Source organism: Guyparkeria sp. (genome assembly GCF_046540515.1).
Lineage (GTDB): Bacteria > Pseudomonadota > Gammaproteobacteria > Halothiobacillales > Halothiobacillaceae > Guyparkeria.
The window spans coordinates 1-21,003 of sequence record NZ_JBKHFB010000021.1; the positions used below are offsets into that span (position 1 = coordinate 1).

17 protein-coding genes and 1 tRNA gene are annotated in these 21,003 nt (G+C 66.4%); 10 read left to right on the forward strand and 8 right to left on the reverse strand.

What is annotated here, in order from left to right; translation table 11 throughout:
* From ACLFRM_RS04335 to dapF, 6 genes are all read right to left on the reverse strand, one after another.
* A partial coding sequence (locus ACLFRM_RS04335; RefSeq protein WP_410754492.1) for a gamma-butyrobetaine hydroxylase-like domain-containing protein occupies positions 1–356 on the reverse strand: 356 nt, incomplete at its 3' end.
* Between the two features lie 13 nt (positions 357–369).
* A complete protein-coding gene (gene hslU / locus ACLFRM_RS04340) occupies positions 370–1,704 on the reverse strand; it encodes an ATP-dependent protease ATPase subunit HslU (RefSeq protein WP_410754514.1) in 1,335 nt (444 codons plus the stop codon).
* The gene (hslV, locus tag ACLFRM_RS04345; RefSeq protein ID WP_410754493.1) at positions 1,701–2,249 is read right to left on the reverse strand and encodes an ATP-dependent protease subunit HslV; all 549 of its coding nucleotides are present in this window, start codon (positions 2,247–2,249) and stop codon (positions 1,701–1,703) included. The genes hslU and hslV overlap by 4 nt, the downstream gene beginning before the upstream one ends.
* Before the next feature lie 79 nt (positions 2,250–2,328).
* Positions 2,329–3,333: a tyrosine recombinase XerC gene (locus ACLFRM_RS04350; protein ID WP_410754494.1), complete on the reverse strand. Its 1,005-nt coding sequence runs from the start codon at positions 3,331–3,333 to the stop codon at positions 2,329–2,331.
* A gap of 5 nt (positions 3,334–3,338) precedes the next feature.
* The gene (locus ACLFRM_RS04355) at positions 3,339–4,034 is read right to left on the reverse strand and encodes a DUF484 family protein (RefSeq protein ID WP_410754495.1); all 696 of its coding nucleotides are present in this window, start codon (positions 4,032–4,034) and stop codon (positions 3,339–3,341) included.
* Between the two features lie 184 nt (positions 4,035–4,218).
* Positions 4,219–5,103, reverse strand: coding sequence for a diaminopimelate epimerase (gene dapF, locus ACLFRM_RS04360; RefSeq protein WP_410754496.1), 885 nt, complete (start codon positions 5,101–5,103; stop codon positions 4,219–4,221).
* A gap of 236 nt (positions 5,104–5,339) precedes the next feature.
* On the opposite strand from dapF, the gene typA reads away from it, so the two are divergent.
* The 10 genes from typA to ACLFRM_RS04410 all read left to right on the forward strand — a co-directional run bounded on the left by typA (position 5,340) and on the right by ACLFRM_RS04410 (position 19,188).
* Positions 5,340–7,169: a translational GTPase TypA gene (gene typA / locus ACLFRM_RS04365; protein ID WP_410754497.1), complete on the forward strand. Its 1,830-nt coding sequence runs from the start codon at positions 5,340–5,342 to the stop codon at positions 7,167–7,169.
* A gap of 81 nt (positions 7,170–7,250) precedes the next feature.
* Complete coding sequence (gene ffh, locus ACLFRM_RS04370; protein ID WP_410754498.1) at positions 7,251–8,606, forward strand: signal recognition particle protein; 1,356 nt, start codon at positions 7,251–7,253, stop codon at positions 8,604–8,606.
* 110 nt (positions 8,607–8,716) lie between these two features.
* Positions 8,717–8,801: transfer RNA gene (locus tag ACLFRM_RS04375), tRNA-Leu, on the forward strand.
* 79 nt (positions 8,802–8,880) lie between these two features.
* Positions 8,881–10,173: a trigger factor gene (tig, locus tag ACLFRM_RS04380; RefSeq protein WP_410754499.1), complete on the forward strand. Its 1,293-nt coding sequence runs from the start codon at positions 8,881–8,883 to the stop codon at positions 10,171–10,173.
* Between the two features lie 79 nt (positions 10,174–10,252).
* Complete coding sequence (gene clpP / locus ACLFRM_RS04385; RefSeq protein ID WP_410754500.1) at positions 10,253–10,900, forward strand: ATP-dependent Clp endopeptidase proteolytic subunit ClpP; 648 nt, start codon at positions 10,253–10,255, stop codon at positions 10,898–10,900.
* A gap of 140 nt (positions 10,901–11,040) precedes the next feature.
* Positions 11,041–12,372 (forward strand): ATP-dependent Clp protease ATP-binding subunit ClpX, encoded by a 1,332-nt coding sequence (gene clpX, locus ACLFRM_RS04390; protein WP_410754501.1) that lies wholly within the window; start codon positions 11,041–11,043, stop codon positions 12,370–12,372.
* 203 nt (positions 12,373–12,575) lie between these two features.
* Positions 12,576–15,011 carry an endopeptidase La gene (gene lon, locus ACLFRM_RS04395; protein ID WP_410754502.1) on the forward strand — a complete coding sequence of 812 codons (2,436 nt, stop codon included), beginning with the start codon at positions 12,576–12,578 and terminating at the stop codon, positions 15,009–15,011.
* 369 nt (positions 15,012–15,380) lie between these two features.
* Positions 15,381–15,653, forward strand: a complete 273-nt coding sequence (locus ACLFRM_RS04400; RefSeq protein ID WP_125197932.1) for an HU family DNA-binding protein — start codon at positions 15,381–15,383, stop codon at positions 15,651–15,653.
* Positions 15,654–15,912: 259 nt separating this feature from the next.
* On the forward strand, positions 15,913–17,841 hold the full coding sequence (locus tag ACLFRM_RS04405; RefSeq protein WP_410754503.1) for a SurA N-terminal domain-containing protein: 1,929 nt from the start codon (positions 15,913–15,915) through the stop codon (positions 17,839–17,841).
* 51 nt (positions 17,842–17,892) lie between these two features.
* Entirely contained in the window at positions 17,893–19,188 is a 1,296-nt protein-coding gene (locus tag ACLFRM_RS04410) for a dicarboxylate/amino acid:cation symporter (protein ID WP_410754504.1), read from the forward strand.
* A gap of 137 nt (positions 19,189–19,325) precedes the next feature.
* On the opposite strand, the gene ACLFRM_RS04415 is transcribed toward ACLFRM_RS04410, so the two are convergent.
* Together ACLFRM_RS04415 and ACLFRM_RS04420 are read right to left on the reverse strand one after the other, a co-directional pair.
* Positions 19,326–20,012 carry a DUF4395 domain-containing protein gene (locus tag ACLFRM_RS04415; RefSeq protein WP_410754505.1) on the reverse strand — a complete coding sequence of 229 codons (687 nt, stop codon included), beginning with the start codon at positions 20,010–20,012 and terminating at the stop codon, positions 19,326–19,328.
* Between the two features lie 198 nt (positions 20,013–20,210).
* Positions 20,211–21,002, reverse strand: coding sequence for an enoyl-ACP reductase (locus tag ACLFRM_RS04420; protein ID WP_410754506.1), 792 nt, complete (start codon positions 21,000–21,002; stop codon positions 20,211–20,213).
* Position 21,003 lies beyond the last annotated feature (1 nt).

Genomic DNA, 21,003 nt, shown 5'->3' on the forward strand with positions numbered 1-21,003 from the left:
CGCTCGATGCCCGCGGCTGCCAGCCGGTCGAGGTAGTAGCGCCAGTTCGTCTCCTGACGCTCGCCGAGCTCGCGCAGCAGGCCCCAGTCGTAGAGGCCGGAATCGTGACCGTCGTCGAACACCAGTTTGACCGCGTAGCGGCCGACCGGTTGCACGTCGAGGATCTTCACCCGTTCCTTGCCCAGTACCAGCATCATCTCGCCGCCGCCGTGGCCGCGCACCTCCGCCGAGGGGCTGAACACGCGCAGGTACTCGGCGGGCAGGTCGAAGGCCGCACCGTCGGGGAAGACGACGTGCAACGAGTGCCGGTCCTTGCCCAGGCGGATCTGCTTCGGGGCGGGGGAATGCATCGCCATGGCGTACCTCGGCTTACAGGATGTAGCGGCTCAGGTCTTCGTCGCGCGCCAGTTCGCCCAGGCGCTCCTCGACGAAATCGGCATTCAGCGTGAGGGTCTTGTCCTCGCCGCTGGCCTCGAAGCTCAGCTCCTCGAGCAGGTGCTCCATCACCGTGTGCAGGCGACGGGCACCGATGTTCTCGGTGCGATGGTTCACCTCGTAGGCGATCTCGGCGATCCGGCGGATGGCATCGTCGGTGAACTCGATCGAGAGGCCGTCGGCGGACAGCAGGGCGACGTGCTGGCGCGTCAGTGCCGCATCCGGCTCGGTGAGGATGCGCACGAAGTCGTCGCTGGTGAGCGCCTCGAGCTCGACGCGGATGGGCAGGCGGCCCTGCAGTTCGGGGATCAGGTCCGAGGGGCTGGCGACGTGGAAGGCCCCCGAGGCGATGAACAGGATGTGATCGGTGCGCACCATGCCCACCTTGGTGTTGACGGTCGAGCCCTCGATCAGCGGCAGCAAGTCGCGCTGCACGCCCTCGCGCGAGACCTCGCCGCCGCCATGCTCGGCGCGCTTGGCGACCTTGTCGATCTCGTCGATGAATACGATGCCGTTCTGCTCGACGCGATCGGCGGCCTCGGTGCGGATCTCCTCCTCGTTGACCAGGTTGGCCGCCTCCTCGTCGGTGAGCGCGGACAGGGCCTCGGCCACCGTCATGCGGCGGGTCTGGGTCTTGTCCTGCCCCATGTTCTGGAACACCGAGCGCAGCTGGCTGGCCATCTCCTCCATCCCCGGCGGGGTCATCACGTCGATGCCGGCGGGAGTCTGGCGCAGCTCGATCTCCACCTCGCGGTCGTCCATCTCGCCGCGGCGGATCTTGTCGCGGAATTTCTCGCGGGTGTTGCGGTAGGCCTCCTGGCCGTGGCTGTCCTCGTTCTGCCACGGGTCGCGCGGGGCGGGCAGCAGGGCGTCGAGCACGCGGTCCTCGGCGGCGACCTTGGCCCGGTCGCGGACCTCGGCCATGGCCTCCTGGCGCACCATCTTCAGGGCGTACTCGGCCAGATCGCGGATCATCGACTCGACATCGCGGCCGACATACCCGACCTCGGTGAACTTGGTCGCCTCGATCTTGAGGAACGGCGCGTTGGCCAGCTTGGCCAGCCGGCGGGCGATCTCGGTCTTGCCCACGCCGGTCGGGCCGATCATCAGGATGTTCTTCGGCGTGATCTCGCTCTTGAGCGGCTCGTCGACCTGCTGGCGACGCCAGCGGTTCCTGAGCGCGATGGCCACGGCCTTCTTCGCCGCCTGCTGGCCGACGATGTGCTTGTCGAGTTCGGAGACGATCTGTGCGGGTGTCAGGTTCATCAGTCGAGTTCTTCGATGGTGAGCTTGTGATTGGTGTAGATGCAGATGTCGCCGGCGATGTGCAGCGCGGTCTCCACGGTCTCGCGGGCGGAGAGCTCGGAATGGCGCGTCAGGGCAGTGGCCGCCGACTGGGCGTAGGCGCCGCCCGAGCCGATGGCGATCAGCGCGTCCTCGGGCTCGATCACGTCGCCATTGCCGCTGATGGTGAGCATGGCGTTGCGGTCGGCGACCACCAGCATCGCCTCGAGTCGGCGCATCATGCGGTCGGTACGCCAGTCCTTGGCCAGCTCGACGGCCGAGCGCAGCAGGTTGCCGCTGTATTTCTCCAGCTTGGCCTCGAAGCGCTCGAACAGCGTGAAGGCATCGGCGGTGGCGCCGGCGAACCCGGCGAGCACCTTGCCGTCGTAGAGCGTGCGTACCTTGCGCGCGTTGCCCTTGACCACGGTGTGGCCGAGCGTGACCTGGCCGTCGCCGCCGATGACGGTCTGGCCGTTCTTGCGCAGGCAGAGGATGGTGGTGCCGTAGAGGGTGTCTTCGTGATGAGCCATGGAAGCGGTCGGGTCCGGTCGATGGGTGGGCCGATAGGGCGATCTGAAGGGAAGACAGTGTAGGCGATCGACCGGCTTTTCAACCCGGTTCGTCGTCACCTCTGGCCGGCTCCTGGGTTTTAAGCCGGGCCCGCGGATGCGCGCGCTCGTAGACACCCATCAGGTGCTGGAAATCGAGGTGGGTGTAGATCTGGGTGGTGGCGAGGCTTTCGTGGCCCAGCATTTCCTGCACGGCGCGCAGGTCGCCCGAGGACTCGAGCACGTGGGTGGCGAAGGCGTGGCGCAGCTGGTGGGGGTGCAGCGGCGCCTCGAGACCCGTCTGGCGCGAGGCGCGGTTGAGCCGCAGCTGCACCGAGCGAGCCGACAGCCGTCGTCCGCGATCGTTGATGAACACCGCCGGGCTGCCATGGCGGTCCCATTCACGACGCAGAGCGAGCCAGTCTTGCGTCGCGGCGCGTGCCTGACGGCCCACCGGGACGATCCGTGTCTTGTCCCGCTTGCCGGTCACGCGGGCCTGGCCGGCCGGCAGGTCCAGGTCGGTTAGGTCGAGGCCGACCACCTCGGCCAGTCGCAGTCCGCTGCCGTAGAGCCACTCGAACAGGCAATGGTCGCGGGCGGCACGGATGGTCGCGGCCCGCTGCTGCGCCGGGGTTTTCGATCCCGCTGGGTTTGCCGGGCCGGTGGTGTCGGTGCGGGCCGCGGGGGTGTCGAGCAGACGTGCCATGGTGTCGACGTCGGGGGCATCGGGCAGCCGCCTGGCGGCCTTGGGCGCCTTGAGCAGCAGGGGATCGGCAGGACAATCGATCGCCAGGTGTTGCCAGAAGCCCAGCAGGCGCTTGACCGCGCTGACGTGGCGGGCGATCGAGCGGGGCGACTGGCGGTCGCGGGCCAGATCGGCGAGAAAGCGGCGCAGCGAGCGGTCGTCGATCGATGCGGTGGATTCGATCGCCTGATCCGCGAGGAACGTGGCCAGCCGCGACCACGAGGCCCGATAGGCCTTGCGCGTCAGCGGGTTGAGGCGGTGATCGGCGGCGAGTGCCTCGGCCGCACGGTCGAAGGCCGTTGTCAGCGCGGCGGCGGGCACGGGGGTCAGCGGTTGGCGCCGTCGTCTTTGGTCTGGCCGAGAAACGCGCCGGCGAGCTCGCCGATCTGTTCGAGGAAGTGCGTGCCCTGGGCGGGGTTGAAGCCGTCCGGCAGGTGACGGCCGAGGGCGACGATGTAGCGCGCGGCGCCCGCCGACGGAATGGCGATCAGGGCCACCGAGCCGGTCTGCGGCAACGCATCACCGAACAGGGTCTCGCGTACGGTGTCGTGCGGTCGGCCACAGAACGGGGTGGGGTTGTCCAGCCAGCCGGCGAGCAGCCCGCGGGTCTCGCCATCGAGTTCGGCCAGCGGCACGACGCGGCAGGCGTCGATGTCGAAGTGGGTCCGGAGCTGGTCCTCGAGGGTCGTGGTCGCGCGGTCCGTGGCGCCGAGCAGGCCTTCGCAGAAGCGGTGCAGCAGGCGGTCGGCGGCAGCGTTGTCGGCGGCGACCCGGTGGAGCTGGTCGAGCGCGTTACGGTGGCGGATGGCCTGGCCGCGCCAGCGCCGCAGTTGCCAGTGATGCAGGGAAACGGCCGGTTGCGGCGGGCCGGGCAGTTCGATGTGCTCGAGGACGTCCGGGTGTTCCAGGAACAGGTCCGGGTGGGTGCGCAGGTAGGCGAGCACCGTCTCGGCGCTCGGCTCCTGATCGCTGCCGACATCGGCATCCCTGTCGGCAAGTTCGAAGGCCACGTTCTCGCTCATGCGTATTCCCTGAGTGGTGATTGGGTCGTAACGCGCCTCTACGGGCACTTGAATGCGATTGAGGGACTGCCGAATCCGCCGGGATGTTCGGCGCGATCGACTCGCCGGGCGCGGCGTGGGTCAGTCCCGTCTGACCATCACCTTACCGCCGCCCGGCGGGCGCGGCAATCCGGTCGCCCGATGATCAGCCGGTCGGGGCGACCGGGATCTCCCCGTCGAAGACGAAGGTGGCCGGTCCGGTCATGAACAACGAGTCCTCGTCGCGTCCGGACCACTCGATCGTGAGCGATCCGCCGCGGAGATCGACCCGGCAGGGTGACTTCAGCCGCCCGGCACGAATGCCCGCCGCCACCGCCGCGCAGGCCCCCGTGCCGCAGGCGAGCGTCTCGCCGGCGCCGCGCTCGAACACCCGCAGACCGATGTGGTCGGCGCCGTGCTGTTCGACGAAGCCCACGTTCACGCGCCGCGGGAAGGCCGGGTGCGACTCGAGTGCCGTGCCCACGGCCTCGACCGGGAAGCGCTCTAGGTCCTCGACCTGGATCACGGCGTGCGGGTTGCCCATCGAGACGGCCTCGAGCGTGACCCGATCATGCCCGCCAGGCTGGCCGCTGAGCATCAGGGTGTAGGGCGATCCGCTGGCCGTGATCGGCGGCTTGAACGGGATGGCCTCCGGCTCGAAGCGGGGGCGGCCCATGTCGACGCGCACGCGCCCGTCGTCGGTCAGGTGCAGGACGATCGGCCCGCCGGCGGTCTCGACGCGGATGTCGCGCCGGTCGGTCAGCCCGCGCTCGGCCACGTAACGGGCGAAGCAGCGTGCGCCATTGCCGCACTGCTCCACCTCGCCGCCATCGGCGTTGAAGATGCGGTAGCGGAAATCCGCCTCGGCACCGTGCGCCCGCTCGATCAGCAACAGCTGGTCGAAGCCGACGCCGACGTGGCGGTCGGCCCAGGACTGGATGCGGCTCGGGGTCAGCCAGTCGCCGACCGGCACGGGACGGCTGACGGCGTCGACCACCATGAAGTCGTTGCCCAGTCCGTGCATCTTGGTGAAAGCCAGCCGGTCGGCCATGGAGCGCCTCGTCGTGGTTGGTGGTGAGTGCGCCTCGATTCTACCATCCGACTGGAAAGGAGCTCTGATCCCGGTCGCACCACCCGGGTCGCGTTTTTGCCGAACCTTTCCGCCATGGTCGGTCAATACGGGCCAGGTCAACGGTGTTGGCACCGACTTTTGCTTTTCCGCCTCGGTCGCTCGACCTTTTGTGTTTATACTGCGCGCCCTTATTTCAATCCCTTGGACCGTTTTTCGTGATCGCCAATCTTCGCAATATCGCCATTATCGCCCACGTCGACCATGGCAAGACCACGCTGGTCGACCGTCTGCTGCAGCAATCCGGCACCCTCGACGCCCGCGCCGACCACGGCGAGCGGGTCATGGACTCCAACCAGATCGAGAAGGAACGGGGCATCACGATCCTGGCCAAGAACACGGCGATCAAGTGGCAGTCGCCGAAGGGCGAGGACTGGCGCATCAACATCGTCGACACCCCGGGACACGCCGACTTCGGCGGCGAGGTCGAGCGGGTCATGTCGATGGTCGACTCGGTGCTGCTGCTGGTCGACGCCGTCGACGGGCCGATGCCGCAGACCCGCTTCGTCACCCAGAAGGCCTTCGAGCACGGCTTGAAGCCCATCGTGGTGATCAACAAGATCGACCGCCCGGGCGCGCGTCCGGACTGGGTCATCAACGAGGTCTTCGACCTGTTCGACCGCCTGGGCGCGAGCGACGACCAGCTCGACTTCCCGATCGTCTACGCCTCGGCATTGAACGGCTACGCCAGTCTCGACGACACGGTCCGGGAGGGTGACATGACCCCGTTGTTCGAGGCGATCGCCGAGCGCGTGCCGGCCCCGGACGTCGACCCGGACGGCCCGTTCCAGATGCAGGTCTCCAGCCTCGACTACAACTCCTACGTCGGCGTGATCGGCGTGGGCCGGATCAAGCGCGGCCGGGTCAAGACCAACACCCCGGTCAAGGTCGTCGGCCGCGAGGGCGAGGTCCGCAACGGGCGCGTGTTGCAGATCATGGGCTTCCACGGGCTCGACCGCGTCGAGGTCGACTCGGCACAGGCCGGCGACATCATCGCCTTCTCCGGCGTCGATCCGCTCTACATCTCCGACACGCTCTGCGACCCGGAGAACATCGAGGCGCTGCCGGCGCTGACCGTCGACGAGCCGACCGTTTCCATGACCTTCCAGGTCAACACCTCGCCGTTCGCCGGCCGTGAGGGCAAGTTCCTCACCAGTCGCCAGATTCGCGAGCGCCTCGAGCGCGAGCTGGTCCACAACGTGGCACTGCGCGTCGAGCAGGGCGACGACCCGGACAAGTTCCGTGTCTCCGGTCGGGGCGAGTTGCACCTGTCGGTGCTGATCGAGAACATGCGCCGCGAGGGCTACGAACTGGGCGTCTCGCGCCCCGAGGTCATCGTCCGCGAGGTCGACGGCGAGAAGCAGGAGCCCTACGAGCAGCTGGTCGTCGACATCGAGGAGCAGCACCAGGGTGCGGTGATGGAAAAGCTCGGCCTGCGCCGGGGCGAGATGCGCAACATGGAGCCGGACGGCCAGGGCCGGGTGCGCCTGGAGTTCATCATCCCGTCGCGCGGCCTGATCGGCTTCCGCACCGAGTTTTTGACTGCCACCCAGGGCACCGGTCTGATGTTCTCGGTGTTCGACCACTACGGCCCGTACCAGTCGGGCATGGTCGGTCAGCGCATCAACGGTGTGCTGATCGCCTCGGATACCGGCAAGGCACTGGCCTACGCCCTGTACAACCTGCAGGACCGCGGTCGCCTGATGATCGGCCATGGCGAGGAGGTCTACGAGGGCCAGGTCGTGGGTATCCACGCGCGTGACAACGACCTGACCGTCAATGTCCTCAAGGGCAAGAAGCTGACCAACGTGCGTGCCGCCGGCACCGACGAGGCGCTCACCCTGACCCCGCCGATCCGCTACACGCTTGAGCAGGCACTGGAATTCATCGACGATGACGAACTGGTCGAGGTCACGCCCGAGTCGGTGCGGATCCGCAAGAAGTTCCTGACCGAGAACGAGCGCAAGCGCGCCAGCCGGGCTTCCTGATCGCGATTCGGTCGCGGGAGTCGGCCGGCTCCGCGGTGTGCCGCCTCGACCCGGACGGCACCGCAGTGAGAGAGGCAAGCGATGTTTGACAACCTTTCCAAGCGACTCGGTGGACTGCTCGATGGCCTCAAGGGCCAGGGGCGCCTGACCGAGGACAATATCAAGGACGCCCTGCGCGAGGTGCGCATGGCGCTGCTGGAGGCGGATGTCGCCCTGCCGGTGGTGCGGGAGTTCGTCAAGGACGTGCGCGAGCGTGCCGTCGGCGCCGAGGTGGCCAAGAGCCTCCAGCCGGGCCAGGTGTTCGTCAAGATCGTCAACGACGAACTGACGCGCCTGATGGGCTCGGAGAACGCCGAGCTCGATCTCGCCGCCCGTCCGCCGGCGGTGATCCTGATGGCCGGTCTGCAGGGCGCGGGCAAGACCACCACCGCCGGCAAGCTCGGCCGCTGGCTGAAGCAGCAGAAGAAAAAGAAGGTGCTGGTGGTCTCGGCGGACGTCTACCGCCCCGCGGCGATCGACCAGCTCGAGACCGTCGCCAAACAGGTCGGCGTCGACTTCTTCTCGTCCTCGAGCGACCAGGACCCGGTCGAGATCGCGAAGGCCGCCCGCAAGGAGGCCGAGCTCAAGTTCTACGATGTGCTGATCGTCGATACGGCCGGTCGCCTGCACGTCGACGAGGAGATGATGGGCGAGGTCGCCCGCATCCACGAGGCCGTCGACCCGGTCGAGACGCTGTTCGTCGTCGACTCGATGACCGGCCAGGACGCGGCCAACACCGCCCAGGCCTTCCACGAGCAGCTGCCGCTGACCGGCGTGATCCTGACCAAGGCCGACGGCGACGCGCGTGGGGGTGCGGCGCTGTCGGTGCGGCAGGTCACCGGCAAGCCGATCAAGTTCCTCGGCGTGGGGGAGAAGCTCGACGCGCTCGAGCCGTTCCACCCCGATCGGATCGCCTCGCGCATCCTCGGCATGGGCGACGTGGTCTCGCTGGTCGAGCAGGCCCAGGAGACCGTCGATGCCGACAAGGCGAAGGCGCTTGCCGACAAGGTGCGCTCGGGCAAGGGCTTCACGCTCGAGGACATGCGCGACCAGTTCAACCAGATGCTCAAGATGGGCGGCATGGGCGGACTGATGGACAAGCTGCCGGGCATGGGCAAGCTTGGTGCCGATGCGCAGAAGCACATCGACGACAAGGACATTGTGCGCATGATCGCGATCATCGACTCGATGACCCCGGGCGAGCGCCAGCGCCCCGACATCATCAAGGGCTCGCGCAAGCGCCGCATCGCCAACGGTTCGGGCATGCAGGTCCAGGACGTCAATCGGCTCCTGAAGCAGTACCGCGACATGCGCGACATGATGAAGAAGCTCTCCGGCGGCGGCATGAAGAAGATGATGCGCGCCATGAAGGGCCGCATGCCGGGCCTGCCGTTCTGACGACAGGTCGGGCAACCGGGTCCCATGCTTTGGGCGCGCGTTCGGCTCCGGTATACTTCCCCGCTTTGATCGTCGGGAAGCGCGGCAGTGGGGCCGCGGTATCCCAGCCTGCGAGAGTGGCGGAATTGGTAGACGCACTGGTTTTAGGTACCAGCGCCTGACGGCGTGAGAGTTCGAGTCTCTCCTCTCGCACCAGACCCGATAGGCGTCCTGCCGCCGCGTGGCGGGACGATCGACATACAGACACTTGTTTTCTTTTTGAGGTATCGCATCCATGCAGGTTGAATTGCAGCCGGCCGACGGCCTGACCCGCCGTCTGGCGATCGAGGTTCCCGCCAACGAGATCGACGAGCAGGTCGAGAAGCGCCTGAAGGACATGCGCGGTCGTGTTCGCATCGACGGCTTCCGGCCGGGCAAGGCGCCGTTGTCGGTCATCCGCATGCAGTACGCCGGCCGGGTGCGCGACGACGTGATCGGCGACGTCATGGGCCAGAGCTTCCAGAAGGCGGTCGAGGAAAACGACCTGCGGGTGGCCGGCCAGCCGAGCATCGAGTCGATCGAGAACAACAAGGCCGGTGAGCCGCTGAAGTTCACCGCCGCCGTCGAGGTCTACCCGGAGATCGAGCTGGGGGACCTGTCCAAGCTCGAGGTCGAGACGCTGACCAGCGAGGTCACCGACGAGGACATCGACGAGATGATCGACACCCTGCGCAAGCAGAACGCCGAGTGGAAGAAGGTCCGTCACAAGGCGCGCAAGGGCGAGAAGGTCACCATCAACTTCGTCGGCAAGATCGACGGCGAGCCCTTCGAGGGCGGTTCCGCCGAGGACGTCGAGGTGATCCTGGGCGAAGGCCAGATGCTGCCGGACTTCGAGAAGGGCCTGACGGGCATCAAGCCGGGCGAGCCGGTCACCATCGAGGTGAACTTCCCCGAGGACTACCAGGCCGAGCACCTGGCCGGCAAGACCGCCGAGTTCGAGATCGAGGCGACCAAGGTCGAGGAGCAGGTGCTCCCCGAGGTCGACGATGAGTTCGCCAAGAAGTTCGGCGCCGACTCGGCGGCGAAACTCCGCGAGGATGTACGCGAGAACATGGAGCGCGAGCTCAAGCAGACCATGCGTCGCCGCAACAAGGATCGCACCATCGAGGCCCTGACCGACTCGCTCGAGTTCGACGTGCCCTCGACGCTGATCGATGACGAAGCGGTCAACATGCGCGACCAGTTCGTCCGCAACCAGATGCCGCAGGCCGATGCCTCCAAGCTCGACCCGTCGCTGTTCCGCGAGCAGGCGGAAAAGCGGGTGCGCATGGGGCTGGTGATCATGGAGATCGTGAAGAAAGCCGACCTCAAGCCGGAAGACGAGCGCGTCGATGCCTTCATCGACGAGATCGCCGCGGCCTACGACGAGCCCGATCAGGTGGTCGCGCACTACAAGGGCGATCACCAGATGATGAGCAATGCCCGCACCGTGGTCCTTGAAGAACAGGCCGTCGAGCATATTCTTGGCAAGGCCAAGGTCAGCGAGAAGAAGGTTCCCTTCAGGGAACTGATGAACCCGCAGGGTTGAGATCCGGCCGGGCGCATTGACAGCTGACTGGAATCTGGCCGCCCTCGAGGCGGCCGAACCGTTTATATCGAGGTGACGAATGAAAGAGGCGTTTGAAAGCCACCATGGCGGCCAACCGGAGATGAATGCCCTGGTACCGATGGTCGTCGAGCAGAGCTCCCGGGGCGAGCGCGCCTACGACATCTACTCGCGCCTGCTCAAGGAGCGGGTGATCTTCATTGTCGGTCCGATCGAGGACCAGATGGCCAACCTGATCGTCGCCCAGCTCTTGTTCCTGGAATCCGAGAATCCGGACAAGGACATCCATCTCTACATCAATTCGCCGGGTGGCGTGGTGACCGCCGGCATGGCGATCTACGACACCATGCAGTTCATCAAGCCCGACGTCTCCACCCTTTGCATCGGTCAGGCGGCGAGCATGGGCTCGTTCCTGCTCGCCGGCGGGGCGGAAGGCAAGCGGTACGCGTTGCCGAATTCGCGCATCATGATCCACCAGCCGCTGGGCGGCTTTCAGGGTCAGGCCTCGGACATCAAGATCCACGCCGAGGAAATCATCAAGCTGCGCGAGCGTCTCAACGGCATCCTGTCGCACCATACCGGTCAGAGCCTCGAGCAGCTCGAGCGCGATACCGATCGTGACAACTTCATGACGGCCGAGCAGGCTTGCGACTACAATCTGGTCGACAAGGTGCTCACCAGTCGCCAGAAGGCCGGCAAGGCGGACTGATCCCCCGAGGGATCGCCCGACGTATGGTTCCGGGCCGATCGGGCCCATCGCGGCCGGACTTCGGCGCGACCCATTCAGCCGACCGGCCGAGCCGAGTGCCGCTCGGCCGCACCGACCCACGAGGTTCGACGAGAACAGCCATGGCTGAGAAGACGAAAGACACGCAGGACCTGATCTGCTCGTTCTGTGGCAAGAGCCAGGACGAGGTCAAGAAACTGATCGCCGGTCCGAACATCTACATCTGCGACGAGTGCGTCGAGCTCTGCAACGACATCCTGCGCGAGGAAGTCGAGGCCGAGGGCGAGAACGGGCCGGAGCGCCTGCCGACCCCGCACGAGCTGGTCGCCGCACTCGACGAGTACGTCATCGGCCAGATGACCGCCAAGCGCGCGCTGGCGGTGGCCGTATACAACCACTACAAGCGGCTGAACCTGTTCGGCGAGCGCCACCGCGAGGCGGAGGACGACGACGTCGAACTGTCGAAGTCGAACATCCTGCTGATCGGCCCGACCGGTTCGGGCAAGACCCTGCTCGCCCAGACGCTCGCCCGGGTGCTGGACGTGCCGTTCACCATCGCCGACGCGACCACGCTCACCGAGGCGGGCTACGTCGGCGAGGACGTCGAGAACATCCTGCAGAAGCTGCTGCAGCGTTGCGACTATGACGTCGAGAAGGCCCAGCACGGCATCATCTACATCGACGAGATCGACAAGATCACCAGGAAGTCCGAGAACCCCTCGATCACGCGGGACGTCTCGGGCGAGGGCGTGCAGCAGGCCTTGTTGAAGATGATCGAGGGCACCACCGCCTCGGTGCCGCCCCAGGGCGGACGCAAGCACCCGCAGCAGGAATTCGTCCAGATCGATACCAGCAACATGCTGTTCATCTGCGGCGGGGCGTTCGCCGGTCTGGAGAACATCATCCGGCAGCGGGTCGAGAAGGGCGGCATCGGTTTTTCCGCCGAGGTGAAATCCGAACTGGACCAGAAGGCCACCGACGAGCTGATGGGACAGATCGAGTCCGAGGACCTCACTCGCTTCGGCCTGATCCCCGAGTTCATCGGTCGCCTGCCGGTGATCGCGACGCTCACGGAGCTGGACGAGGATGCGCTGATCCGCATCCTGACCGAGCCGAAGAACGCGCTGACCAAGCAGTACGAGCGCCTGTTCGAGATGGAGGACGTCGAGCTCGAGTTCCGCGAGGACGCGCTGCGCGAGATCGCGAAGAAGGCCATCCGTCGCCGTACCGGCGCCCGTGGCCTGCGGACCATCATGGAACACATCCTGCTCGATACCATGTACGAGGTTCCGTCGCTCTCGAATGTCGAGAAGGTGGTGGTCGACGGAGCCGTGGTCCGGGCCGAGTCCGAACCCTACATCGTCTATGGCAATGGACGTGACGGCTCGAACGGTGACGCTGCCACGGACGACCGGGTGGCCGCCAAGCAGGACAAGGCGTCCTCGGATCGGTGATCGGTGATTCCCCGTTCCGAATTCCTGCACCCCGGCCTGTCCGGGGTGTTTTCATGTGGGCCGTCGGTTTCTGACAGGCCCGGCTTGAAAAGCTATTCTCCGGTCATACGTCTGGGGAAACCCACTGATTGGCGGTTCGCACGCTCCGGCGGGCCGGACCACCCGAATACACCGCCGCCAAGGCGCTACAGGTATACCCCTATATGAGTCACAGCGAAGAAACCCACGCCGTCATTCCCGGCTCGCCGCGTCAGGTCGACGTGCTGCCGCTGCGCGATGTCGTCGTCTATCCGCACATGGTCATCCCGCTGTTCGTCGGCCGGCCGAAATCGGTGGCGGCGCTCGACGAGGCGGTCAGGGGCAGCAAGCAGCTGCTGCTCGTCGCGCAGAAGGACGCCGAGAACGACGATCCGAGCGTGGGCGACCTCCACCGGGTCGGCACGCTCGCCTCGATCCTCCAGCTTCACAAGCTGCCCGACGGCACGATCAAGGTGCTGGTGGAGGGCATCGAGCGGGTCGAGCTCGACCGTGTCCATGAGCTCGACGGCCACCTGACCGCCGAAGTGCACTCGATCGAGCCGACTTCGGCGACCGACGAGCGTGAAGTCGAGCTCGAGGCGCGCGCCCTGCTCAACCAGTTCGAGAGCTACGTCAAGCTCAACAAGAAGACCCCGCCGGAGGTGCTGACCTCGTTGTCCGGGATCGACGACGTCTCGCGCCTGGCCGACACCATCGCCGCGCACATGGCCCTGGGGCTGGAAGAGAAGCAGGCGATCCTCGAGACCATCGACCTGCACCAGCGCATCGAGCGCCTGATGATGCTGATCGAGTCCGAGATCGACACCCTGCAGGTCGAGCGTCGCATCCGTGGCCGCGTCAAGCAGCAGATGGAGAAGAGTCAGCGCGAGTACTACCTCAACGAGCAGATGAAGGCCATCCAGAAGGAGCTGGGCGAGCTCGAGGACGGCGGCAACGAGCTCGACGATCTCGAGAACAAGATCGAGAAGGCCGGTATGCCGAAAGAGGCGCGCGAAAAGGCGCGCTCCGAGCTCAACAAGCTCAAGATGATGTCGCCGATGTCCGCCGAGGCCTCCGTGGTGCGCAGCTACCTCGACTGGATGGTCGCCGTGCCGTGGAAGAAGCGCAGCCGCATCAAGCACGATCTCGAGGCGGCCGAGGCGGTGCTCGAGGCCGATCACTTCGGCCTGGAGAAGGTCAAGGAGCGGATCATCGAGTACCTCGCGGTCCAGACCCGCGTGCGCAAGATGGCCGGCCCGATCCTGTGCCTCGTCGGCCCGCCGGGTGTGGGCAAGACCTCGCTGGGCCAGTCGATCGCCAAGGCGACCAACCGCAAGTTCGGCCGCATCGCCTTGGGCGGCGTGCGTGACGACGCCGAGATCCGCGGTCACCGGCGCACCTACGTCGGCGCGTTGCCGGGCCGTATCGTGCAGGCCCTGACCAAGGTCGGCACCAGGAACCCGCTGATCCTCCTCGACGAGATCGACAAGATGGCCTCGGATTTCCGCGGCGACCCGGCCGCGGCGATGCTCGAGGTGCTCGACCCCGAACAGAACAAGGCGTTCGCCGACCACTACATGGACGTCGATATCGACCTGTCCGAGGTGATGTTCGTCTGCACGGCGAACAGCTACAACATCCCCGGCCCGCTGCTCGACCGGATGGAGACCATCCGCATCGCCGGCTACACCGAGGACGAGAAGACAGAGATCGCCAAGCGCTACCTCTTGCCCAAGCAGATCAAGGCCAACGGTCTCGAGGAGGGCGAGCTCAAGGTCAGCGACAACGCCATCCGCGACATCATTCGCCACTACACCCGCGAGGCGGGGGTGCGCAATCTCGAGCGCGAGCTCGCCAAGATCTGCCGCAAGGTGGTGCGCGAACTGATCACCGCCAGGGACAAGAAGGGGGTGTCGGTCACGCCGAAGAACCTCGACAAGTACCTGGGCGTACAGCGTTTCGACTACGGCCGTGCCGAGGAGACCGACCAGGTGGGTCAGGTCACGGGTCTCGCCTGGACCGAGGTCGGCGGGGATCTGTTGACCATCGAGGCGACCACGGTGCCGGGCAAGGGCAACCTCAAGTACACCGGCAAGCTCGGCGAGGTGATGCAGGAGTCCATCCAGGCCGCGCTCACGGTCGTGCGCGCCCGGGCCGACACCCTCGGCATCGAATCCGACTTCAATCAGAAGTGCGACATCCACGTCCACGTGCCGGAGGGGGCCACGCCCAAGGACGGTCCCTCTGCGGGCAGTGCCATGTGCACGGCGATCGTCTCCGCCCTGACCGGCATTCCGGTCAAGGCGACGGTCGGCATGACCGGCGAGATCACCCTGCGCGGCGAGGTGCTGCCGATCGGCGGACTCAAGGAGAAGCTTCTGGCCGCCCAGCGGGGCGGCATCGAGACGGTGCTGATCCCCGAGCAGAACCGCAAGGATCTGGTCGAGATTCCCGACCAGATCAAGAAGAAGCTCGATATCCGGCCGGTGCGGTGGATCGACCAGGTGCTCGAGGCGGCACTCGTGCGCATGCCGATGCCCAACGAGACCACGCCGTCGGGCGACGTCGCTCTGATCGAGAAGAAAAAGCGCAGCGGCAAAGGCAAGAACCTGGCCCACTGACCCACCGGGAAAGGCCCTCAGGCCCGCCGAGGCCGTCGTTCAGTCGCGCTTTCCGGTCGCAGCGTTGCCGGTCTACGGACCGGTCGTGCAGGAAAACCACACCGCCCCTCCCGACCCGGAGGGGCGATTTGTGTCAGGGAGGCTGGCGGGCTGCGCTGGATTGCCGGGTGGATTCAGCGGCTTGCCTGGCTATTGGTGGCGTCAGAATGCGCCTTGCGCGGGTGATTTGCGTGTTGACACGCCGAAGGTCGCACTTGTATAACTGTTTTCGCTGTTTCCGTGCGGTGGCCAGCTGCGCCGCGTCCTGACGCTGACGCGCGGTGAGCCGGGACCCGAACAGACACTTTTTTCACCAAGGGATGACAAGGTATGAACAAATCTGAACTGATCGATGCGATGGCCGACAACGCTGGCATTTCCAAGTCGGCGGCCGCGAGTGCCCTGGATGGTTTCATCGATGCCGTTGGTGGCGCGCTGAAGAAAGGCGATCAGGTCACGCTGGTAGGCTTCGGGACGTTCCTGGTTCGCGAGCGTGAGGCCCGCACCGGTCGCAACCCGCGTACCGGCGAGACGATCAACATCAAGGCTTCCAAGCTGCCGTCTTTCAAGGCTGGCAAGGGCCTCAAGGACGCGGTCAACTGATCGACCCAACGGAACACACCCGGTAGCCCGGCCACCGAACTGGCCGGGCCGCTGACGAGGAGGGGCGGAAACGCCCCTTTCTTTTTGCCCGGCCGTTTTGCCGATGCCCGCGGCCGTCGTGATCCGGTCGCCGCGCCGGCATGGGTTGTCGGCGCCGGCCCTGCTATCATGCCGCTCGATTCGCGCCGATATCGAGCCGTCGCGGTGACGGCCGCGCCCACACCACCCAGAACAGACCCGAAGCGGGAGTGACGTAGACATGTTGATGGATATCCGCGAGAAGATTCGCGGCTGGATCGCCTATGTAATCGTTGGTTTGATCAGCATCCCGTTCGCCTTGTGGGGTGTGGGTGAGTATCTCGGTGGGGGCAAGGAGCAGCCGGTCGCCGAGATCGAGGGCGAGGAAATCAGCGCTCGCGAGCTCGATCAGGCCTTCAGCGATCGCCGTCAACAGATGATCGCCCAGAGCGAGGAACAGATCACCGCCGAGATGGTCGAGGAGATGGGGCTCAAGCGCCAGGTGCTCGACCAGCTGATCGACGAGCGCCTGCTGGTCCAGTTCATCGGCGAGCAGGGCTACCAGGTGCCCGACGGGCTGGTCGCCGCCACCATCCGCGGCATCTCCGCGTTCGAGCGCGACGGCCAGTTCGACCGCGAGACCTACCAACGTCGCCTGGCCCAGCAGGGCATGACGGTCGATCAGTTCGAGAACGACATGCGTCGTGACCTGCTGTTCAGCACCCTCGACAACGCGCTGATCGGCAGCGCATTCGTCACGGAGCCGGAGGTGCGCCAGCTGGTCGCGCTACGTGACCAGATGCGCGAGATCGGCATCGTGCGGCTCGACCGCGAGACAGTCGCTGCAGGTATCGACGATCCGGACGAGTCCACGCTCGAGGCCTACTACGAGGAGCGCGTCGAGGCCTTCCAGCGGCCCGAGCAGGTGCGCCTGTCCTATGTCGAGATCACCCCGGAGAAACTGGCCGCCTCGCAGGAGATCAGCGATGCGGCGCTCCAGTCGGCCTATGACGACTATCGCGAGCGCAAGGCCGACGAGGCCGTACGTCGGGCGCGCCACATCCTGATCCAGGTGCCCGGCGATGCCGACGCGGCGACGGTCGATTCCGCCCGAGAGCGGCTCGAGAAGGCGCGCGAGGCCATCATGGAGGGTGAGGCGAGCTTCGAGGAGCAGGCCGCCGAGTTGAGCGACGACGGCAGCACCCGGGATGACGGCGGTGACCTTGGTCGCGTTGGCGAGGGCGAGATCGGCGAGTCCTTCGACCGGGCGGTGGCCGCGCTCGACGAGGGCGAGATCAGCGAGCCGGTGCGCACACGCTTCGGCTGGCACCTGATCGAGGTCTACGAGGTCAGCCAGGCCGAGGTGCCGCCGCTGGAGGAGGCCCGTGGCGAGCTGATCGAGCAGCTGCAACAGGATGCCGCCGAAAGTGCCTACTACGATGCCGCCGAGCAGCTCGCCAGCGTGAGCTACGAGCAGCCCGACAGCCTGGTGCCGGCCGCCGAAGCCGTCGGCCTGGAGATCGAGACCAGCGACTGGATCAGCCGCGAAGCGGGTGAAGGCATCGGCGAGCATGCGGCCGTGCGCGAGGCGGCCTTTGACGAGGCCGTGCTCGAGGAGCGTTTCAACAGCCAGCTGGTCGAGCTGGATGGCAGCCACGGCGTGGTCCTGCGGGTCGAGGAACACCGCGAGGCCCAGCCGCTGCCGTTCGAGGAGGTGCGCGACAAGGTGCTGGCGCAATGGCGCGCCGAGCAGATCGAGGCGGAGGTCGCCGAACTGGCCGAGGCGATCGAGGCCGATCTCGCCGCGGGCAAGGACCCGGCCGAGCGCGTTGCCGACGTCGAAGCGGCCAGCTGGACCCCGGTGCAATGGTATGGCCGCGGGGATGCCACCGACGAGATGCCGGCCGAGGCTTTGTCGGCCGCGTTTGGCCTGCCTCGGCCCGGTGAGGGGGCGGCGAGCGCCACCACCACCGAGCTCTCCGGCGGCGATACGGCCGTGGTCGTTCTCAGCGGCGTGCGTGCCGGCGAACCGGCCGAACTGGATGGCGAGACCCGCAACCAGCTCGCCGGACAGCTCGAGAACAACCAGGCCAACCGGCTGATCGATGCCTTCATGCGCTCGCTGCGCGCCGAGGCCGACGTCGAGATCCGCGAGAGCGCCCTCGACTGACGCGAGCATTCACGCCGGGCGTGAGCCTGGCGGGCGAGGAGGAGTGACTGCATGGCCCTGCACTGGCAGATCCTGACTGCGCTGGCCGCGGCCTTCCTGGTGGGCGCCGTGTTCGGCACCGAGGCGGCCGGCATACCGCTGCTGTCCTTCTACGACTTCGTCGGGGGGCTGTTCCTCGACGCGCTCAAGATGCTGATCGTGCCCCTGATCACCGCCTCGATCATCACCGGGGTGGCGAGCATCGGCAGCGCCGGCGGGGTGGGGCAGATGGCCGGTCGCACGGTCATCTACTACCTGTTCTCCACCACCCTGGCCGTCACCACGGCGCTGCTGGTGATGAACCTGGTCCAGCCGGGCGTCTCGGGCGGGCAGCCGCTCTCCGAGACGGTCGCCCTGCCGCCGATCGGCGACGAGGTCAGTGGGCAGCTCGAGGGCAAGGAGCTGTCCGAGTTCTTCAACATCCTGCGCGACATGGTGCCGGCCAACGTCGTCCAGGCCGGGGCCGAGGCGCAGATGCTGGGGCTGATCTTCTTCTCGGTGCTGTTCGGCATCGCGCTGACCCGCGCGACATCGCCGGGCATGCAGACGGTCAAGGATTTCTGGGCCGGCGTGCAGGACGTGATGATCCAGATCACGCACTGGGTGATGAAGACCGCGCCGATCGGCGTGTTCGCGCTGGTGGCCGGCGTGATCGCGGAGAGCGGCCTGTCGGTGATTCTTCCGTTGATCGACTTCTTCCTCGCCGTGGTACTGGGATTGGCAATCCACGCCCTCGTGATCCTGCCGCTGGTGCTGTGGCTGGTGACCGGTCGGTCGCCGATCCGTTTTGCCCGCGCGATCTGGCCGGCGCTTCTGGTCGCGTTTTCCACCTCCTCGTCGGCCGGCACCCTGCCGGTTACCTTGCAGGCCCTGACCCAGCGGGCCGGCGTCTCGCGCGAGACCTCCTCGTTCGTCCTGCCCCTCGGCGCGACCATCAACATGGACGGCACCGCGCTCTACGAGTGCGCCGCGGTGCTGTTCATCGCCCAGGCCTACGGGGTGGACCTGTCGCTGTCCATGCAGGTGCTGATCGTGGTGCTGGCGCTGGTGACCTCGATCGGGGTGGCCGCCGTCCCGTCGGCGAGCCTGGTGGCGATCGCCCTGATCCTCGGCGTGCTCGGCCTGCCGCTGGAGGCGATGGGACTGCTGCTGGTGGTCGATCGCCTGCTCGACATGCTGCGCACCTCGGTCAACGTCTACAGCGATGCCACCGGCGCGGTGATCATCGCCAGGCTGCGCGGCGAGGACCGTATCCTGATGGACACCCGGTCTGACGGGGAACCGGCTGCGGTAGGGGAGCGAGCCTGACCGCCGGGGGCTGATCCAGGAGTCGGACGATCAAATGCGTGTCCGCCCGACCGGGGCGGTAACGAAAAGCCCGCCGAGATGGCGGGCTTTGTCGTCGTGGGCCGGCCGGTGCCGTGAGCCAGGATCAGTCGGCCATGTCAGTACTCCAGGCTGTCGAGGTCGATGCTATCGAAGTTGTGGTCGTCGACCTCGACGTTGTCCTGGATGTTCCAGAGGTTGTATTCAGGGATCGCCCACAGCAGACCGAGGAAGGCGACCACCAGGATGACCTGCCACCACTTGACGCGCTGGATCGGCTCGAGCCGCTTTACGCGGCAGGCCCCGCCCGGGCAGAGCTGCGGCTTCTGGCCGGTGATCAGGTTGTAGGCCGTGCAGCCCAGGCAGATGCCGAAGGCGGACTCGAAGGCGAGGAACAGCAGGCAGGCCGAGCAGCCGATCAGGTTCATCAGTCCCGTGTTCGCCTCGACGAACACCACCCAGATCATGAACGCCGCGATGAGCAGGCCGATGCCCCAGGCCACCCGCTTCTGCGGCGCGCCGACATACTCCACCTCCTGGTTGCGGGTGATCAGTCGCCCCATGATCATGAACGGGGCGTACTGCGGGTTGATCAGCACCCGGATGCCGAATTCGACCGTGAAGGCGAGGATCAGCAGGCGTTCCCACATGAAGTCGCCGGTGAGAAACCCCTGGGCGAAGGCAAAACCGGCGAACAGGGCCAGCAGGCCGGCTGCGGCCCGTGCCTCGCGTTCGTTTATCACCCGGACCGGGTACTCGTCGACCTGTTCGCCGAAATGAAAGATCTTGCGAATGCCGGTATCCATCGTCCCTGATTCCTCCAGTATGTGCTGAATAACTGATATTTCGGATTGTTGATGGTGAGCGTCGGAAAACCGCATTTCCAATCAAAGTTTTCTCGGGACGACCTCGGCTTTTTATCAGGATTGCCACATATTTCTCGATGGCACGAAAAAGGGCGCCCTCGGGCGCCCTGGTCGTTTTCCATGGCTCGTGTCGCCGGGTCAGTCCTCGCAGCGGCCCATGCCCGTGATGAAGTAACCGGAGTCGACGTGCACGTTCTCGCCGGTGATACCGGAGGCGAGATCGGAGCACAGGAAGGCGGCGGTGTTGCCCACCTGCTCGATGGTGACGTTGCGGCGCAGTGGCGCATTGGTGGCGACGTAGTCGAGGAAGCCCTTGAACTCGCCGATGCCGGAGGCGGCCAGGGTCTTGATCGGGCCGGCCGAGATGGCGTTGACCCGGATGCCGCGCTCGCCCAGCCTGGAGGCGGCCAGGTAGCGCACGGTCGCCTCGAGCGAGGCCTTGGCCACGCCCATGACGTTGTAGTTCTTCATCACGCGCTCGGCGCCGAGGTAGCTCAGGGTCAGCAGGGCACCGTCGTCGCGGATGTGCTCCTCGCCGGCCTTGGCCAGCGCAGCGAGCGAGTAGGCCGAGACATCGTGGGCCTGGGCGAAGGCCTCGCGGGACATGCCGTCGAGGAAGTCGCCGTCCAGCGCCTCGCGCGGGGCGAAGGCCATCGCGTGGATGACGATGTCCACGCCTTCCGGCCAGTGCTCGGCCAGTGCCGGGAACAGGGCGTCGACCTGCTCGTCGTCGGTGGCGTCGAACGGCAGGTAGATGGAGGAACCCAGGTCCTTGGTGGCCTTCTCGACCTTCGGCTTGAAGCGGTCGTTGAGGTAGGTGAAGGCCAGCTCGGCACCCTCGCGGTGCATGGCCTCGGCGATGCCGAAGGCGATCGAGCGGTTGTTGGCAATGCCGGTAATCAGGGCGCGCTTGCCGGATAGGAATCCCATG

Coding starts and splice junctions, on each gene's coding strand:
- ffh (WP_410754498.1), top strand. CDS start 7,251: ATGTTTGACAACCTTTCCAAGCGACTCGGTGGACTGCTCGATGGCCTC.
- dapF (WP_410754496.1), bottom strand. CDS start 5,103: ATGGCCGACCGGCTGGCTTTCACCAAGATGCACGGACTGGGCAACGAC.
- ACLFRM_RS04355 (WP_410754495.1), bottom strand. CDS start 4,034: ATGAGCGAGAACGTGGCCTTCGAACTTGCCGACAGGGATGCCGATGTC.
- clpX (WP_410754501.1), top strand. CDS start 11,041: ATGGCTGAGAAGACGAAAGACACGCAGGACCTGATCTGCTCGTTCTGT.
- ACLFRM_RS04400 (WP_125197932.1), top strand. CDS start 15,381: ATGAACAAATCTGAACTGATCGATGCGATGGCCGACAACGCTGGCATT.
- ACLFRM_RS04405 (WP_410754503.1), top strand. CDS start 15,913: ATGTTGATGGATATCCGCGAGAAGATTCGCGGCTGGATCGCCTATGTA.
- ACLFRM_RS04415 (WP_410754505.1), bottom strand. CDS start 20,012: ATGGATACCGGCATTCGCAAGATCTTTCATTTCGGCGAACAGGTCGAC.
- clpP (WP_410754500.1), top strand. CDS start 10,253: ATGAAAGAGGCGTTTGAAAGCCACCATGGCGGCCAACCGGAGATGAAT.
- tig (WP_410754499.1), top strand. CDS start 8,881: ATGCAGGTTGAATTGCAGCCGGCCGACGGCCTGACCCGCCGTCTGGCG.
- hslV (WP_410754493.1), bottom strand. CDS start 2,249: ATGGCTCATCACGAAGACACCCTCTACGGCACCACCATCCTCTGCCTG.
- lon (WP_410754502.1), top strand. CDS start 12,576: ATGAGTCACAGCGAAGAAACCCACGCCGTCATTCCCGGCTCGCCGCGT.
- ACLFRM_RS04410 (WP_410754504.1), top strand. CDS start 17,893: ATGGCCCTGCACTGGCAGATCCTGACTGCGCTGGCCGCGGCCTTCCTG.
- ACLFRM_RS04420 (WP_410754506.1), bottom strand. CDS start 21,002: ATGGGATTCCTATCCGGCAAGCGCGCCCTGATTACCGGCATTGCCAAC.